Here is a 17,711-nt window from a genome sequence, read left to right on the forward strand (position 1 = left end):
ATCACGGCAGCACACTAAACCGGAAATCGCGAAAGCGCGCCTCGCCCTTGCCGGCGGCATAGAGGCCGGGGCGCAGCATCAGGAAGCCGCCGCGCACGTTGTGGTGATAGCCCGAAACCTCCATCCCCCGGTCAAAGCGCTGCCAGGTCTGGCCATCATCGCCGCTGGTGTGCAGCGAGACGATATGCCGATCGTTGCGCAAGCGCATGCGCAGGCGGCGGCCATAGGGATTGGCGGGGCGGCCGCGCTCCATGCCATATTGGTGGGTGACGAACGCCTTGGCGTCAAAACCCAGCCCGCAATAGAGCGCCTGGTCATAGAACAGCAGCAGGCCGGCGGTGGTTTCGGGATCGATCTCGATCGTGCAGGCAAATTCATAGGCCTGGTCCCCGGCGATGAGCAGCAGCGGCGAGGAATCCGCCGGCGCCGTGCCGCGCGCGGCGAGGTGCAGCCAGCGGTCGGCCACGCGCACGCGGCGTGCTTCATCCGGCGCGGGTTTGAAGAAGTTCCACCGCTTGCCCAGCGCCAGCGTGGCGAAATCGTCTGACAGCGGCAGCCCGTGCGGGCCCGCCGGGCGCCCGCCGCGCGGGCTGGGCAAGGGCATGGAGAGATCACCACCCTTCATGCGGAACCAGCCATCGGCGGTCCATTCCACCGGATCGAGCAGGGTCTGGCGGCCCAGCGTCCAGTAATCGCGTTCGAAACCGTGATAGACCGACCACCAATCGCCACCCGGCCCCGGAAACAGCGTGGCATGGCCGCGTGACCACCACGCCTCTTCCCGGCTGCGCGTGCGCACGATCGGGTTGTGCGGGCAGTTTTCCCAAGGCCCGTGGATAGAGCGGGAGCGCGCGGCGATAACCATGTGCCCGGTCGGCGGGCCGGCCGTGCCGCCCACGGCCGTAATCAGGTAGAACCAGCCGCCATGGGAAACGATCTTGGGCCCCTCGGGCGAAAAGCCTTCGACCGGCCAGCGCTCTGCCGAGGCATCGGAATAGCGCCAGGGATCATAGACATGCTGTACCGCGCCGATCGTCGACAGGCCATCGGCAGCCAGCGCCACGCGGTCTCCGCCCGACAGGAACAGCCAGCGCGAGCCGTCTTCGCCCACGGCATGGCCAGGGTCGATATGGTCGGGCAGGCCCAGATTGATCGGCGCGCTCCATGGCCCGGCGACATGGTCCGCCCAGATCACATAAGTGGCGTTGGGCCGCGCCTTGGCGGCGAAATAGATGAAATAGCGCCCGGCGTGGCGGCACAGATCCGGCGCCCACACCGCGCCGACATTCTGCGTCAATGCGGCGGTGACCGGCTGCCAGTTGAGCAGGTCGCGCGAATGCCAGATGACCAGGCCCGGATAGGAATCGAAAGTGGAGAAGGTCATGTAGTAATCATCGCCATCCTTCAGGATCGAAGGATCGGGATGATCACCAGCCATGATCGGGTTGCGATAGGTGCCGTTGCCCTGATCGGCGACGCGCTGGCCATCGAACCCACGCGGGCGCGCGGCAGGCGCGGCCGTGGCGGGAAGGCTGGCAAGACCGGCGAGTCCCGCCGCACCCACCAGCGCGCCGCGTCGATCGACGCCGCCGCTCATGCTTCGATCCGCACCGGCGCCAGGCGCGGACTGAGCGCGTGGACCACGGCCAGCGCCACCAGATAAGCGCTGGCGCAGATCGCGAAGAGCACTTCATAGCTGTGCGTGGCATCGAGGATATAGCCGGCGAACAGCGCCATGCCCATGCCGCCGAATGCGCCCACCGTGCCACCGATACCCACGACCGATCCCACCGCGCCGCGCGGAAACACGTCTGACGGCAGGGTATAGAGGTTGGCGGAAAAGGCCTGGTGCGCCGCCGTGGCCAGGCCGATGATCAAGACCGCCCACCACATGCTGTCCACCCCTTGCACGAACCAGATCGGCAGGACGCAGATCGCGCAGATCAGCATGGTCAGCTTGCGCGCCACATTGGGCGTGCGCCCGGCCTTGATCAGGCGCGATGACAGCCAGCCGCCGGCGATGCTGCCCAGATCGGAAATCAGGTAGATCGCCGCAAGTGGCAGGCCAAAGCTTTTGAGATCAAGGTTGTAGCGCGTGAACAGATAGCCCGGCAGCCAGAACAGGAAGAACCACCAGATCGGGTCGATCAGGAACTTGCCCAGGGCATAGGCCCAGGTTTCGCGCACTGTCAGCAACCGCGCCCAGCCGATCGGCTGCACCGGATCGGCCGGGTCCTGGCGAATCCAGGCGAGTTCGGCGGCGCTGAGCCGGCCATGCTGTTCCGGGTGGCGATAGAGCAGCCACCACGCCACCATCCAGGCGATGCCGAACAGGCCGGTGACGAAAAACGCCATGCGCCAATCGAACCACAGCACCAGCAACGGCACCAGCAGCGGCGTGATGATCGCGCCGACATTGGCGCCGGCATTGAACACGCCGATGGCAAAGGCGCGCTCGCGCTGGGGAAACCAATCGGTGACGGCGCGGATGCCAGCGGGGAAATTGCCGGATTCGCCAATGCCCAGGCCGAACCGGGCTAGCGCGAACGACACCAGCCCCGTGGCAAAGCCATGGGCCATGTGGCTGACCGTCCAGATAATGATGGCGATGGTATAGCCCAGCCGCGCGCCCAGCGCATCGACCACCTTGCCGAACGAGAGATAGCCGATCGCATAGGCGACCTGGAACCAGAACACGATGGCGGCAAAATCGGTTTCCGACCAATGGAAATTGGCAGCCAGCGTGGGCTTGAGCACACCGATCATTTGCCGGTCGATATAGTTGATCGCCGTGGCGGCGAACAGCAGCGCCACCACCACCCAGCGGACGCGGCCCACCTTGGCCCCGACCTGGATATGCCCGCCCTGGTGTGGCCCAGTCTGCGCTTCCATTGCTTCAACTCCCGATAACGGCGGGCTTTTTGCCCTGCCGGTCTTGCCGCAGCGATCAGGCCCCCGAAGGGGCTCAGGCCGCCACGATCGTGCAGGCCACGTCGCCATGGCCAACAAAGCTGGCGCGCACCTGCTGCCCCGGCACGACCGGATGCACGCCGGTGACGGCGCCGGTGGAAATCCACAGCCCGCCGCTGGCGGCAATGCCGCGCGCGGCGAGGTTGCCCAGCAGGAACCGCACCGCGCCCAGCGGGCCATCGAGCATGGTGGCGGTGGTGGCTGCGCCCACGCCGACGCCATCGATCGCCAGGCCCACGGGGATAGAGGCAAAATCAATATCTTGCCACCCAACCAACGGCGCGCCCACGACCAGCCCATAGTTGTTGCCATAGTCTGACACGGTGACCGGCGGGCCATCATCGTTGATGCCGGGATAGGGGGAGGACGCCACCTCGATCCCGATGTGCACGCGATCGAGCAGGGCGCGGGTGGCCGCGTCATCGTCCGGCACCGTGCCGTTCCAGCCCGCCGCCACATGCAGCAGGAATTCCGCCTCGGCCGCGGCAAAACCTTCGGCAAAGACCGGCATGGCGGGCACCTGCCCAGCGCCGGGCGTGACCACGCTATCGGCAAAGATCGGCCCGGCGAGGCGGTTGCACGCCAGGCGCGCATCGTCGGGCGGGTTGATCCGGCCCACTTTCCACCCCGCCACCGTGCGGCCATCGATGGCCAGCGCTGCGTCCTGGATGGCATAGGCCGTGGCCAGATCGGCCGGCATCTGCCCCGGATAGGTGGCCAGCGCGCGCTTTTCACGCCTGGCGGCCACGAATGCCGCGGCTACGGCGCCCGCCTGTGCCGGATCAGCCTGTGCCGCATCTGCCTGTTTCGTCAAACCCATCCCCAACCCATCCCGGGCGGATCGGGCCTTTCACGCGGCTGGAAACCGGTGTCAAAACCCGATACAACGCAATTGAACATGATCCGCCGCGCCCCGTTTATGGCGGGGCAGCATCAGCCTTGCGGCAAGGTAACCGGTGTCATCTTGCCTTTTGTCCCAGCCGAAGGCAAGTCTGAAAAATCGGCGCAGAGCGAGAGACAAGAAGGACACCGGATGGCCAAAGCGCAGAAACCCACGATCAACGATGTGGCGCGCCTGTCAGGGGTGTCGAAAAAGACCGTCAGCCGGGTGATCAACAAGTCTCCGCTGCTCAACCAGGCCACCCGCGAAAAGGTGGAAGCGGTGATCGCGCAGCTCGATTACGTGCCCAACCCACAGGCGCGGGCACTGGCGCTGCGGCGCAATTTCCTGATCGGCCTGATCCATGACAACCCCAACGCGCAGATGGTGCTGGGGGTGCAGGAAGGCATCCTCGATACGATTCGCAGCACCGAATTTGCGCTGGTGGTGCGCCCGGTCGATCGCCATTCGCCCACCCTGCTCGATGATATTCACCGCTTTATCGAGCAGCAGCGGCTCTATGGCGTGATGCTGCTGCCGCCGCTTTCGGAAAATGACGAGCTGGCCCGGCTGTGCCGCGATCTGGGCTGCACCGTGGTGCGCATGGGCTCGGCCCGGCTGGACGACGAGGCCCACTTGGTGGCGTCCAACGACCAGGAAGCGGTGAGCGAGGCAGTGGCCTGGCTCGCCGAATTGGGCCACACGCGAATCGGCTTCATCGCCGGGCCCGATGGCTTCCGCTCTGCTCGCGAGCGCGAACTGGGCTTCATCGCCGGCATGGGCCGCGCCGGCCTGACGATCGACCCCGCCCTGCTGGCGCGCGGCAACTATCAGTTCGAATCGGGTCATGCCGCCGGGCAGCACCTGCTCGGCACCGCCACCCCGCCCACCGCGATCTTTGCCAGCAACGATGAAATGGCCGCCGGCGTCCTGCATGCGGCCTGCGAACGCGGCCTGCGCGTGCCGCACGACCTGTCGATCATCGGTTTCGACGATACCGCCATTGCCGCGCACATCTGGCCCCCGCTCACCACCGTACGCTGGCCGATCCGGGCCATGGCGCGCACCGCCGCGCTCAAGCTGACACGCCCCGAAACCGCCGCGCGCGACGCGGCTTTCTTCCCGTCCGAACTGGTGCGCCGCGCCTCGGCCGTGCGCGCGCCGAGCTGATCATGCGATCGCGGCGCGGGGCGCAAAAGACGTTTGGCACCCTATTGACACCGGTTACCTAAAGCCGATACCACACCTCTCGGCAGCGAAAGGGAGAGTGCGCCATGTATGCCAAGACCTATCACGCGACGCATCCGGACATGATGGATGGTGTTTCCAACGACGCGCTGCGCGATCGCTATCTGGTTTCGGGCATGTTCGTGGCCGGAGAGATCAATCTCAACTATTCGCACAACGAACGCTTCGTGATCGGCGGCGCCGTGCCGGGCGCGCAGCCCTTGCATCTGCCGCGCCAGACCGAGCCCAAGAGCGCGGCCGGGCACACGCTGCTGGAACGGCGCGAGATGGGTGTGGTCAACATCGGCGGCCCAGGGTTCGTCACGGTGGACGGGCAGCGCTTTGCCATGGCCAACAAGGAATGCCTCTATGTGCCCATGGGCAGCGAAGAGGTGGTGTTCGAAGGCGAAGGCGCGCGGTTCTACCTGGCCTCCACCCCGGCGCACAAGGCCTTGCCGATCAAGCATATCCCGCTGGACAAGGCCAATCCTCTGGCGCGTGGTGACCTGGCCAATTCCAACCAGCGGACGATCTACCAGCTGGTGATCCCCGGCGTGTGTGACAGCGCGCAGCTGCTGCTCGGCCTGACCGTGCTGGAAGAAGGCAGCGTGTGGAACACCATGCCGCCGCACCTGCATGACCGCCGCAGCGAGATCTATCTCTACTTCGACCTGGCCGAGGAAAACGACCGCATCTTCCATTACATGGGCGAGCCTGACAGCATGCGCCACATCGTCATCGCCAACGAAGAGGCGGTGATCAGCCCGCCCTGGTCGATCCATATGGGCGCGGGCACCAAGAAGTATGCGTTCATCTGGGCAATGGGCGGGGAAAACCTCGACTATACCGATATGAACGCGCTCGATATCTGCCAGCTGAAGTAAGCCGCGATGGCGATTTCCTTCAGCCTTGCGGGCAAGACCGCGCTCGTTACCGGGGCCAACACCGGTATCGGCCAGGCGATCGCCGTGGGCTTGGCCCAGGCCGGGGCCGACGTGGCCCTGGCCGGCCGCTCTCACCCCGCCGAAACGCTGGACCTGATCGCCCAGGCCGGGTGCAAGGCGGTGAACATCACCGCTGATCTGGCCAGCACCGCGCCGGTGACGCGCGTGGTGGACGAGGCCGTGGCGGCACTGGGGCGCATCGATATCCTGGTCAACAATGCCGGGATCATCCGCCGCGACGATCTGCTGCAGTTCAGCGAGGCAGACTGGGACGCGGTGATCGATACCAACCTCAAGACGCTGTTCTTCCTGAGCCAGGCCGCGGCGCGCGGCATGGTGGCGCAGGGCAGCGGCAAGATCATCAACATCGCCTCGCTGCTGACTTTCCAGGGCGGCATCCGCGTGCCGAGCTATGCCGCGGCCAAATCCGGCGTGGGCGGCGTGACCAAGGCCATGGCCAACGAACTGGCGCCGCACGGCGTACAGGTCAACGCCATCGCGCCCGGCTATATCGCCACCAACAATACCGCCGCCTTGCAGGCGGACGAGACGCGCAACCGCCAGATTCTGGAGCGGATTCCAGCCGGGCGCTGGGGCGATCCCAGCGATATTGCCGGGGCTGCGGTGTTCCTCGCTTCGCCTGCATCCAACTATGTCACGGGCCACGTGCTGGCCGTCGATGGCGGGTGGCTGGCACGGTGACCGGGCGTTCGGGCCATATCGTCTGCTTTGGCGAGGTCTTGCTGCGCCTGGCAACACCTGGCCACCGCCTGATGACGCAGGCCGAAAGCCTGGACCTGGTGGTGGGCGGGGCAGAGGCCAATGTCGCCGCCGGCCTTGCCGCGCTGGGCCATCATGCTGCGCTGCTGACCCGCCTGCCTGCCAGCCCGCTGGGCGACAAGGCGCGCGCGGCGCTGGGCGCGGCGGGGGTCGACACCCGCCATGTCGGGCGGGGCACGGGGCGCATGGGCCTCTATTTCCTAGAAAGTGGCGCAGGGCTGCGCCCGGCGACGATCACCTATGATCGCGCCGGCAGCGTGTTTGCCCAGTCCGCGCCCGGCGATTTCGATTTTGCCCGCGCGCTCGATGGTGCCGCCTTGCTGCACCTGTCGGGCATCACGCCCGCGCTGGGGCCAGGCGGCGTGGCGCTGGCGCAGGCGGCGGTGGCCGCGGCCGATGCGGCGGGCGTGCCAATCTGTTTTGACGGCAATTACCGCGCCATGTTGTGGGACGCGTGGGACAGTGACCCGCGCGCGATCCTGACCGATCTGATGCAATCGGCCAGCATCATGATCGGCAACCACCGCGATATCGCGCTGTTGCTGGCCCAGCCCTTTTCCGGCGACGGGGCGGAGCGGCGGCGCGAGGCAGCCCAGGCCGCCTTTTCCGCGTTCCCGCGCCTGGCGCTGATCGCATCGACCGCGCGGCACATCGCCGGCCCCGATCACCACCGCATTGCCGCGCGGGTGGACGCGCGCGACGGCGCGCACCAGACCGCCGAGGTGGATGTGACCGGCATTGTCGACCGGATCGGCACGGGCGACGCCTTTGCCGCCGGCGTGCTGCACCAGTGGCTCCAGGGCGGAAACGTGGCGGCGATGGCCCAAGCAGGCCTGGCCTATACCGCGCTCAAGCATAGCCAGCCCGGTGACATGTGCACAATCGGCCGTGCCGAACTCGAAGCGTTTTCCGCCAGTGGTGGCGATGTCAGGCGCTGAACGCGCCAAAGCTTAGTAACGACAAAACAAGCGGGAGTGGCAGGATGGACCGGATGACCCGGCGCGGCCTTATGCAGGGCGCGGGCGCCATGGCGATGATCACCACACCGCTGGGCGCACAGGGCCTGGCGCGGGCGCCCGCCCCGGCCCAGCCCCGCGTGGGGCGCTATCGCGGTCTGCGCGAGGGCGGCGTCATGGCGTTCAAGGGCATCCGCTATGGCCGGGCGGCGCGCTTTGCCCGCGCCGTGCCCGAACCGTTTAGCGGGCCAGAGCAAGACGCCACGCAATTTGGCCCGCTCTGCCCGCAGCGCGGCATGGCCGAGGCGCCGCAAAGCGAGGATTGTCTGTTCCTCAACGTGTGGACGCCCGATGCCCATGCCGCCGCGCGGCGGGCGGTGATGGTCTATTTCCACGGCGGTGCCTATGCCAATGGCTCGGTCACCGATCCGCTGACGCATGGTTCGCACCTGGCCGCTGGTGGCGATGTGGTGGTGGTGAGCGTCAACCATCGCCTGGGGCCGCTCGGCTATGCCTGGCTGCGCCCGCTGGACGCGCAGGCGGCCGATAGCGGCAACCTGGGGCAGTTGGACCTGATCCTGGCGCTGCAATGGGTGCGCGATCACATTGCCGCGTTTGGCGGCGATCCCGAGCGGGTGATGGTCTTTGGCCAATCGGGCGGGGGTGCCAAGATCGCCACGCTGATGGCGATGCCGGCCGCGCGCGGCCTGTTCCATGCCGCCGCGACCATGAGTGGACAGCAGGTGCAGGCCAGTGGCCCGGGCCATGCGCTGGCCCGCACGCGCGCATGGATGGCGCGCCTGGGATTGGGCGACGATGGGGTTGCGGCGCTGCGCGCCATGCCGATTGCGCGCCTGATCGACGCGCTCGACACCCCCGACCCGATCATGGGCGGCAGCCTCTATTTCGGGCCGGTGCTGGATATGACCAACCTGCCGCGCCATCCGTTCTGGCCCGATGCGGCGCCGCAATCGCTGGATATTCCGATGATCCTGGGCAACGTGCGCGATGAAACGCGCGCGTTTCTCGATCCACGTGGGCCAAAGCTTGCCGGCCTGAGCTGGGACAACCTGCCGCAACGCATCGCGGCCGAGGTCAAGATCGATCTCGACCCGCAATGGGTGGTGGCGCAATACCGCGCCAACGCCCCGGAGTGGAGCGCAGAGCAGATCTATTACGCGGCAACCACCGCCGGGCGATCGTGGCCCGGCCAGGTGATCGAGGCCGACGCGCGCGCCGCCGCCAGCGCGCAGGCCACCTGGGTCTACCAGCTTGACCGCCCCTCTCCGCGCGATCCGCTGCGCGGCGCGGCGCATACCGATGATATCCCTTATGTGTTCGGCACGCTGGATGCGCCGGGCAGCTATTCCGGCACCGACGCGCAGGCCCGTGCGCTGAGCGCGATGATGATGGCGGCCTTTTCCGGGCTGGCACGCAGCAGCCGGCCGGGCCTGGCAGATTGGGCGCCCTATCGCCTGCCGGCGCGCGCGACGATGGTGTTCGACGCGGCCCCGCACATGGCCGACGATCCGCGCGGCTGGCAACGCCGGCTATGGGCCACCGCGCCCTATGTGCAGCCGGGATCATAACCGGCGAATCAGCATCATGCTGCAGGCCCACGCGCGCAGCATGACGCGGCAAAATGCGCCGTGAGGCGGGCGGAATTTCAGTTTAGACTATTGAATTACCGTATTATTTTTTGATCGATAGCCAAGCAACCGGGTTCTTGACAGGGGAAAGATCGTGCTGCAAAACATATCGTAATGACACCGGTTACCTTTCGCGGCACATAAGGCCGGGAAGATAGCAAAAGACAACAAGCCCGCCCGATGGCGCGGGCGATCCGCCGTGTGCGGATGGGAGTAGTGTTGCCGGATCGATGCAAGCCATTGCGTGCATTGTTGACACCGGTATCATCCAGCCTCACGGGCTGAGAGGGGATGTGACGATGCGCAAGAATATTTCCCGAGTTTCCACGCTCAAGATCGCCCTGTTCACCGGCAGCGCGCTGGCCCTGCCGCATGGCGCGATGGCCCAGGCCGCCCCGCAGGATACCGCCACACCGGCCACCGACGCGGCTGCTGCGGCCCCGGGCACCGGCGATGACCAGACCCCGGCCATCATCGTGACCGGCTTCCGCCAGTCGCTTCAGGCCGCGCTCAACGTCAAGCGCAACTCGGTTTCGGCAGTCGATGCCGTGGTGGCCGAAGACATTGCCAAGTTCCCCGACCAGAACATTGCCGAATCCCTGCAGCGCATTCCCGGCATCTCGATCCAGAAGGACGGCGGCGAAGGCCGCGCGATCACCGTGCGCGGCTTGGGCGCCCAGTTCACCCGCGTGCGCGTCAACGGCCTGGAAACGATCACGACCTCGTCCGACGGCGCCTCGGCCAACCGTGATCGCTCGTTCGATTTCAACGTCTTCGCCTCGGAACTGTTCAGCAGCCTGGTGGTCCACAAGACCGCCGAGGCGAGCCTGGACGAAGGCTCGCTGGGCGCAGTGGTCGATCTCAACACCGGCAATCCGCTGGCCGGCAAGACCGGGCTGACCGCCGTGCTCAACGTGCAGGGTTCGTATAACGACCTGTCGAAGAATGTCGGGCCGCGCGTTGCCGGGCTGCTGTCGTGGAAGAACGATGCCGGCACGCTGGGCGTCAATCTCTCGGCCGCCTATTCGCACACCGATACGCTGGAAACCGGCAACAATACGGTGCGCTGGTCGCAGGCCTATTTCAATTCGGTGGGCGGCACGCCGTGCTTCTATTCGGTCGCCGGCGCCACTGGCGGCAATGCGGTGAACAGCGGCGGGTTCTATCGCCCCTCGGCCGCGTGCGATGCCGCTGCGCTCTCGTTCCACCCGCGCATTCCACGCTATGGCGTGGTCGAACACGATCGCCGCCGCCTGGGCCTGACCGGCTCGATCCAGTTCGAACCCAGCACCCACACCAAGATCTCGATCGACGCGCTCTATTCCTCGTTCAAGGAAGACCGCAAGGAAAAGTGGCTGGAAGTACTGGCCCGCTCCAACGAGCGCAGCTTCAACGTGGTCAATCCGGCGTACGACAGCAATGGCAACATGGTCAGCGGCACGTTCAACAATGCCTACATCCGCACCGAAAGCTATCTGCGCCAATCTAATACCAAGTTCTACCAGGTGGGCGCCACCTGGGACCAGGACGTGTCGGACAGCCTGCGCTTCACCCTGCTGGGCGGCATTTCGCAGTCTGACGCGGATATCCCGGTGGAAAGCACGATCGCCTACGACAGCAAGGGCGCCAACGGCTTCGCGTTCGATTACAGCAACATGAAAGCGCCGGTGCTGAGCTATGGCATCGACGTGACCAACCCGGCCAATTTCCAGCTGGCCGAAATCCGCGATCGCCCGTCCTATGTCACCAACAAGTTCAAGACAGTGCAACTGCGCACCGAATGGGATGTGACCAAGGGCTTTACCGTCAAGCTGGGCGGCGTGTGGCGCCGCTACAACTTCCAGACCCAGCTGTGGACGCGCGACACGGTGGCCTGTTCGGGTAACGGCAAGCCCGACCTGATCCTGGGCACCACCACCTGCTCGTCCAGCGTCTATGGCCTGCCTGTCACGTCGAGCATTTCCGATCTGGTCAGCCTGGGCGATGCCGGGCAACCGGGTGGCACCACCTCGCAGTTCCTGGCGGCCAACATCGGCTCGGCCGCTGCCTATACCAATCTCTATGGCCGCACCCAGGTCGAAGATCTCGGCTCCAACCGCCAGGTGCAGGAAACCACGTCGGGCGGCTATCTGCAGTTTGACGTGAAGGGTGATCTGTTCGGGCTGGAATATGCCGGCAACGCGGGCATCCGCTATGCCCACACCGATCAGCGGTCCACCGGCTATACCGCAGGCGTCGCCGCCACGGTGGGCCGCACCTACAACGACTGGCTGCCCTCGTTCAACATCGCGTTCTATCCGCACCGCGACGTGATCCTGCGCGGCGCCATTGCCAAAGTCATCACCCGGCCTTCGCTGGGCAATCTCAATCCCGGCGGCTCGGTCGACGGGTTCAACTATCGCGTTACCTTCGGCAACCCGTTCCTCAACCCCTATCGCGCCACCAATTTCGACGTGTCGGCCGAATGGTATTTCGCGCCGCAGGCACTGCTGTCGGTGGCCGGCTTCATCAAGCAGATCCAGAGCTTCCCGGTCTCGGGCACTTATACCGCCACGCTGCCGCAGCTCGGGCTCGATCGCTCGGTGCTCACGCCCAGCTCGCCCGCCTACATCAACTATGACCCGACGCAGGAATATATCGTGTCCTCGCAGGTCAACGGCGCGGGGGCCACGCTCAAGGGCATCGAAGTGGCTTTGCAGCTGCCCTTCACGTTCCTGCCCAGCTTCCTCAGCCACACCGGGTTCCAGGGCAATGCCACGCTGATCAAGAGCGACGCTGATTACACCATCACCGGCCCGGCGGTGAGCGCCTGCACGCGCAATGCGTCCGGTGCCTGCACGCTGGCGGGGGTTTCGGCGATCTATAACCAGACGCTGCTCAACGTCTCCAAGCGGGCCTGGAACGCCACGCTCTATTATGACGATGGCAAGTTCAGCATTCGCGGCTCGGTCAGCTATCGCGGGCCATTCGTGGATGGCACCAGCGCCACGGGCAACGTATTCGAGGGCTATGGCGCCTATACCAGCGTGGATGCAGCGGTGCGCTACAAGATCCGGCCGTGGCTGGAACTGTCGATCGATGGCAACAACCTGACCGACGCCTATCGCTATCGCTTCACCGACGAAACGGCGCAGCGCAATTACGAGAACAACCACTTTGGCCGCACCATCCTGTTTGGCGCCCGCGCCAAGCTGTGAGGGTTAGCCCGCGTGCCTGAACGACGCTTCCCCCCGCCCACGTCATCCCGGACTTGATCCGGGGTGGCGTGGGCATCCCACTTCTGAAACTGAGGAAACTCTGCCCATGACTCTTGATCGTCGCGCTCTGGTGGCCCGGACGCTGGTGATCGGGGCTTGGGCAGCGGCCCGGCCGGCGCTGGGGCAAACCCCGCCACCGGCCGGGCCACGTGGCACGCCGCCCGGGTTGCCGCAGCCGGCCGAAACGATCGACCTGTGGCCGGGCGGCGCGCCGGGTTTGTCACAGGATCGGCCCGGCAGTGGGCTGGTGGAAACGGTCAACGAACGATCGACCGACAGCCTGGTCAACGACCGCGCGGTGCTTGGCGTGACCCGCCCACGCCTGGCGGTGTTCCGCCCCGATCGGCCCAATGGCGCGGCCGTGATGATCACGCCAGGCGGCGGCTATCGCTGGGTGGTGGTCGACAAGGAAGGCTATGAAATCGGCCGCTGGCTGGCCGCGCGCGGGTTTACCGCGTTCGTCCTGTTCTATCGCCTGCCCGGCGATGGCTGGGCATCGGGCGCCGATACCCCGCTGGCCGATGCGCAGCGGGCGATGCGCCTGATCCGCCACCATGCGCGCGATTACGCGATCGATCCCGAGCGCGTGGCGGCGATGGGCTTTTCCGCTGGCGGCCATGTCTGCGCCGACCTGGCCGCGCGCTTTGCCGTGCCGGTCTATACCCCGCGCGATGCCGCAGACGCATTGTCGGCCCGGCCGCACAGCGCCGCGCCGATCTATCCGGTGGTCAGCATGGACCCGGCCATTGCCCATCCTGGATCGCGACAGCTGCTGCTGGGTGAGCATCCTTCCCTGGCCGCGCAGGTGGCGCATTCGCCCGATCGCTGCGTGCCAGCAAACGCTCCGCCGCATTTCCTCTGCCATGCCGAGGATGATGACGTGGTGCCGGTGGAAAACACCATGCGCCTGCGCGCCGCGCTCAAGGCGCGGGGCATCCCGCTGGAAATGCATCTCTTTGCCAATGGCGGGCACGGCTTTGGCCTGCGCCGCGCAATAGGCAAGCCGGTGGCGGCCTGGCCCGATCTGTGGCGGGCCTGGGCGGCCACGGTGGGACTGGCGTGAGCGCGCCATATCTGCGCATAGAACAGGGGCATGACCGACCGCCCTGCCCCCTTTCCAGAAAGCGCGCCCGCCGCTGACCATCCGCGCCACGGCGAACCGACGATCGAGGACGTGGCCGCCGCCGCCGGGGTTTCGATCCGCACCGTTTCGCGCGTGCTCAACAAGTCTCCCAAGGTCAACGCGCAGACGCGTGAGAGGATCGAGGCGGCGATTGCCGCGCTGCAATTCCGCCCCAGCCTGCGCGCCCGCGCCCTGGCGATGGGGCGATCGTTCCTGATCGGGTTGATCCACAACGATCGCAACGCGCTGGTGCTCGATTCCATCCAGCGCGGCATCGTCTCGGTCAGTTCGGTGCACGGCTACGAACTGATCGTCCATTCCACCCCGCGCGAGGGTGAGGCGGCGATTGCCGATACCCTGGCCTTTGCCGGGCGATCGCGCGTGGACGGTTTGATCGTGCTGCCGCCGATCTCGGGCGTGGCCGGCCTGGCGCAGGCGCTGGAGGCGGCCAAAGTGCCGGCCGTGGCGGTTTCGGCCGTGCCACTCGATGGGTTTGCCGGGGTGGTGTTGAGCGACGAGCGCGGCGCCGGCGCGCAAGTGGCGCGCCATCTGCTGGGACTGGGCCATCGCCGCCTGGGTCTGGTCAACGGGCCGGAAGACATGGCCTCTGCCCGCGAGCGCCGCGCCGGTTTCCTGGCGGAAATCGCCACGGTGCCCGATGCGCGGGTGGCCGAAGCGGCAGGCGACTATGGCTTTGCCGCCGGCATCGCGGCGGCAGAGGCCCTGCTGGCCGCACCCGACGCGCCCACCGCGATCTTTGCCGCGAACGACATCATGGCCGCCGGTGTGCTCAAGGTGGCGGCGCGGCGCGGCATTGCCGTGCCGGGGCAGCTTTCCGTAGTGGGCTTTGACGGCAGCATGCTGGCGCAGATGGTCAGCCCCGCGCTCACCTCGGTCACCCGGCCGTTCGGCGCGATAGCTGCGGCGGCCACCGGCGACCTGATCGCGCGGATCGAGGGCGGCAGCCCGCCGCCCCCGTTTCATCCCGAACTCATGCTGACCCCGGCCGAGAGCAGCGGGCCGGTGCCAGGCTAAACAGGTTCCAGCTGGCCGGCGGCCAGCGCGGCATGCGCCTTGGCCACCGCATCGAAAAGCTGCGCATCCTGGCCCAGCGTGCCGAACACCGCTGGCATGGCCAGCACAGCGCGCCAATCGCTGGCCCGCGCCAGCAGGTCTGCCGCCAAGGGATCGGTGATCGCGGTGCCGCTGCGTGCGGCCCGCTCCAGAAAGCGCAGCCAGGCGGCAATCGGCACGGCCAGCCGGGTGATCGGCCGGCCTGCTTCCAGCGCCTCGCGCACTGTGCCAAGCAGGCGGTAGGGCAGCTTTTGCGAGCCATCCCAGGCGATCTGCGACAGCAGGTGGCGGATCGCCGGATTGGCAAAGCGCGCCAACACATCGGCAATATAGCGCGACAGGTCCAGCCCCGGCGGCGCCATGACCGATGGCGCGATATCCTCGCGCATCAGGCGTTCGACAAACCTGGCAAGGGCAGCGTCCTGCATCGCCTGGGCCACGGTTTCATGGCCGAGCCCCAGCCCGACATAGGCCAGCGTCGAATGCGCACCATTGAGCAGGCGCAGCTTGGCCATCTCGAACGGGCGCACATCGGCGGCGAACGTCACCCCGGCCAGATCGAGCGCCGGGCGCTCTCCGGCAAAGCGATCCTCGATCACCCACTGGGTAAAGCCTTCGCGCTGGATCGGCCAGGCATCCTCCAGACCGGTCGCGGCGGCCACTTGCGCGCGCAAGGCATCGTCGGTGGCCGGCGTGATCGAATCGACCATGGCATTGGGAAAGCACACCTGATCGACGATCCATGCCGCGGTCTGCGGGTCCACCTGCTGGGCCAGGGCCAAGGTGGCGGCCTCCAGCTTGCGGCCATTGTCGGTCAGGTTGTCGCACGACAGCACGGTCAGGCCAGGCAAGCCGGCGCGGCGCCGTGCGCCCAGGCCGCAGACCAGCCAGCCGATGAAGCTTTGCGGCACCCAGCTGTCGTTCCCGGCCCCGGTGAGGTCGGCAGCGATCGCGGGGTGGGTGGTATCGAGCGCGCCATCGGCGCCCAGGCAATAGCCCTTTTCGGTCACCGTGGCGCTGATGATCCGGGTATCGGCATGGGCCATGGCGCCAAGGATTGCCTGCGGCGCCTTGCCGGTCAGCACCTGGCCAATGCTGCCGATCACGCGATAGCGCGTCTGCCTATCCAGCAAGGCCAGCGTATAAAGCCCGCCCTGCGGCCCCAGCGCCTGGGCCACCCCTTGCGAATGCAGGCTGACGCCAGTGATGCCCCAGCGCGGATCGTGCGCCAGCAGCGTGTCGAACGCGGCGGCCTGGTGCGCGCGGTGAAACGCGCCGGGCCCGAAATGAACCACGCCAGCGCGCATGGCGCCGCGATCATAGGTGGGCCGCGCCACATCGCCGGGCAACAGCGCCAGCGTTTCGGGCGATAGGCGCGTCATGCGGGCACCGGCAGGCCATAGGCGCGGCGCACCAGGCCCGTGGTCAATTCCACGATCAGATCGGCCGCTTCCCAATCGGCCAGGCGATGTTCGGCCACCAGCCGCGCCAGGAAACCGCAATCGATCCGCCTTGCCACATCGTGCCGCGCCGGGATCGACAGGAAGGCGCGGGTATCGTCGTTAAAGCCCACGGTGTTGTAGAACCCGGCGGTCTCGGTCGTCATCTCGCGGAAGCGGCGCATGCCTTCGGGGCTATCGTGGAACCACCAGGCCGGTCCCAGCTTGAGGCAGGGATAATGCCCGGCCAGCGGCGCCAGTTCGCGGGCATAGGTCGTCTCGTCCAGCGTGAAGAGGATGACCTTAAGCGCCGGCTCGTTGCCGAACAGATCGAGCATCGGGCGCAGCGCCTCGACATATTCGGTGGCGCGGGGAATGTCGGCGCCCTTGTCGCGGCCGTGGCTGGCAAACAGCTGCGCATTGTGGTTGCGCGTGGCGCCGGGATGGATCTGCATCGTCATGCCATCGTCCAGGCTCATCCGCGCCATCTCGGTCAGCATCTGGGCCCGGAACAGCTCGGCCTCGGCCGCGTCGGCCTTGCCGCCGATCACCTTGGCAAACAGTGCCTCGCATTCCGCGCGCGAGAGGTTGGCCGTGCGCGGGGTGAGGAAGCCATGGTCGGTGGCGGTGGCACCCATCGCGCGGAAATCGGCGCGACGGCGGCGGTGCGCGGCCAGATAACCGGCCCACGTCGTCACGTCCTCGCCGCTCAGGTCGGCAAAGCGCACCATGTCGCGGGCAAAGGCATCATGTTCGGGGTCGATCACCGAGTCCGGGCGATAGGTCGTCACGACATTGCCCTGCCAGCCCGAGGCGCGGATCGCCTGGTGGTGGGCAAGATCGTCGGCGGCGCCTTCGGTGGTGGCGAGCAGTTCGATGTTGAAGCGCTCGAACAGCGCACGCGGGCGGAACGCCGGGCTGGCCAGCGCCGCACCGATCGCGTCGTAATAGTGATCGGCACTCGTTTCATCGAGCGTCTGGTCGATGCCGAACACCTCGGCAAAAACATGGTTCAGCCACATCGCCGAAGGGGTGCCGCGAAACAGGTGCCAATGCGCGGCAAAGGTGCGCCAGGCCTCGCGCGGATCGGTGGCGGGCAGCGCCCCGCCCTGGCGCGGCACGCCCAGCGCATCGAGCGACACGCCCTGCGAATAGAGCATGCGGAACAGGTAATGGTCGGGCGCCAGCAGCAGCTGCGTGGCATTGTCCCACGGCGCGTCGCTGGCAAACCATTCCGGGTCGGTATGGCCGTGCGGGCTGATGATCGGCGCCTGGGCGACCAGGGCATAGAGCGCGCGGGCGATGGCGCGGGTATCCGGATCGGCGGGAAACAGGCGATCGGGATGAAGAACCAATCTGGGCATCGACAACAGGCCTCTTGCAGGATCGCTGGCGGGTCTAGTGGATTGTGC

13 protein-coding genes are annotated in these 17,711 nt (G+C 66.8%); 8 read left to right on the plus strand and 5 right to left on the minus strand.

Translation table 11 applies throughout. The features are described 5' to 3' along the window. Position 1: 1 nt before the first annotated feature. The 3 genes from SCA01S_RS06225 to SCA01S_RS06235 form a co-directional block, all read right to left on the minus strand. Entirely contained in the window at positions 2 to 1,597 is a 1,596-nt protein-coding gene (locus SCA01S_RS06225) for a family 43 glycosylhydrolase (RefSeq protein ID WP_062784036.1), read from the minus strand. Next, on the minus strand, positions 1,594 to 2,892 hold the full coding sequence (locus tag SCA01S_RS06230; protein WP_062784039.1) for an MFS transporter: 1,299 nt from the start codon (positions 2,890 to 2,892) through the stop codon (positions 1,594 to 1,596). Before SCA01S_RS06230 ends, SCA01S_RS06225 begins: the two co-directional genes overlap by 4 nt. Positions 2,893 to 2,965: 73 nt before the next feature. After that, on the minus strand, positions 2,966 to 3,790 hold the full coding sequence (locus SCA01S_RS06235; RefSeq protein ID WP_062784040.1) for a 2-keto-4-pentenoate hydratase: 825 nt from the start codon (positions 3,788 to 3,790) through the stop codon (positions 2,966 to 2,968). Between the two features lie 213 nt (positions 3,791 to 4,003). On the opposite strand from SCA01S_RS06235, the gene SCA01S_RS06240 reads away from it, so the two are divergent. The 8 genes from SCA01S_RS06240 (at position 4,004) to SCA01S_RS06275 (ending at position 14,821) form a co-directional block, all read left to right on the plus strand. Beyond that, entirely contained in the window at positions 4,004 to 5,020 is a 1,017-nt protein-coding gene (locus SCA01S_RS06240; RefSeq protein ID WP_022677926.1) for a LacI family DNA-binding transcriptional regulator, read from the plus strand. A gap of 104 nt (positions 5,021 to 5,124) precedes the next feature. Next, on the plus strand, positions 5,125 to 5,961 hold the full coding sequence (gene kduI, locus SCA01S_RS06245; RefSeq protein ID WP_062784042.1) for a 5-dehydro-4-deoxy-D-glucuronate isomerase: 837 nt from the start codon (positions 5,125 to 5,127) through the stop codon (positions 5,959 to 5,961). A 6-nt stretch (positions 5,962 to 5,967) separates the two neighbouring features. Then, positions 5,968 to 6,723: a 2-dehydro-3-deoxy-D-gluconate 5-dehydrogenase KduD gene (gene kduD, locus SCA01S_RS06250; RefSeq protein WP_062784047.1), complete on the plus strand. Its 756-nt coding sequence runs from the start codon at positions 5,968 to 5,970 to the stop codon at positions 6,721 to 6,723. A gap of 71 nt (positions 6,724 to 6,794) precedes the next feature. Next, a complete protein-coding gene (locus SCA01S_RS06255) occupies positions 6,795 to 7,739 on the plus strand; it encodes a sugar kinase (RefSeq protein ID WP_062784300.1) in 945 nt (314 codons plus the stop codon). A gap of 44 nt (positions 7,740 to 7,783) precedes the next feature. Then, positions 7,784 to 9,346 carry a carboxylesterase/lipase family protein gene (locus tag SCA01S_RS06260; RefSeq protein ID WP_062784049.1) on the plus strand — a complete coding sequence of 521 codons (1,563 nt, stop codon included), beginning with the start codon at positions 7,784 to 7,786 and terminating at the stop codon, positions 9,344 to 9,346. Positions 9,347 to 9,705: 359 nt separating this feature from the next. Next, the gene (locus tag SCA01S_RS06265; RefSeq protein ID WP_062784051.1) at positions 9,706 to 12,603 is read left to right on the plus strand and encodes a TonB-dependent receptor; all 2,898 of its coding nucleotides are present in this window, start codon (positions 9,706 to 9,708) and stop codon (positions 12,601 to 12,603) included. A 106-nt stretch (positions 12,604 to 12,709) separates the two neighbouring features. Beyond that, positions 12,710 to 13,726 (plus strand): alpha/beta hydrolase, encoded by a 1,017-nt coding sequence (locus SCA01S_RS06270; protein ID WP_062784053.1) that lies wholly within the window; start codon positions 12,710 to 12,712, stop codon positions 13,724 to 13,726. Positions 13,727 to 13,756: 30 nt separating this feature from the next. Continuing rightward, the gene (locus tag SCA01S_RS06275) at positions 13,757 to 14,821 is read left to right on the plus strand and encodes a LacI family DNA-binding transcriptional regulator (RefSeq protein ID WP_062784055.1); all 1,065 of its coding nucleotides are present in this window, start codon (positions 13,757 to 13,759) and stop codon (positions 14,819 to 14,821) included. On the opposite strand, the gene SCA01S_RS06280 is transcribed toward SCA01S_RS06275, so the two are convergent. Next, a complete protein-coding gene (locus SCA01S_RS06280; RefSeq protein ID WP_062784057.1) occupies positions 14,818 to 16,242 on the minus strand; it encodes a mannitol dehydrogenase family protein in 1,425 nt (474 codons plus the stop codon). The two genes, SCA01S_RS06275 and SCA01S_RS06280, sit on opposite strands and share 4 nt — an antisense overlap. Next, a complete protein-coding gene (uxaC, locus tag SCA01S_RS06285) occupies positions 16,239 to 17,663 on the minus strand; it encodes a glucuronate isomerase (protein ID WP_062784059.1) in 1,425 nt (474 codons plus the stop codon). The genes SCA01S_RS06280 and uxaC overlap by 4 nt, the downstream gene beginning before the upstream one ends. Positions 17,664 to 17,711: the final 48 nt, after the last annotated feature.

This window comes from Novosphingobium capsulatum NBRC 12533 (genome assembly GCF_001598375.1).
GTDB lineage: Bacteria > Pseudomonadota > Alphaproteobacteria > Sphingomonadales > Sphingomonadaceae > Novosphingobium > Novosphingobium capsulatum.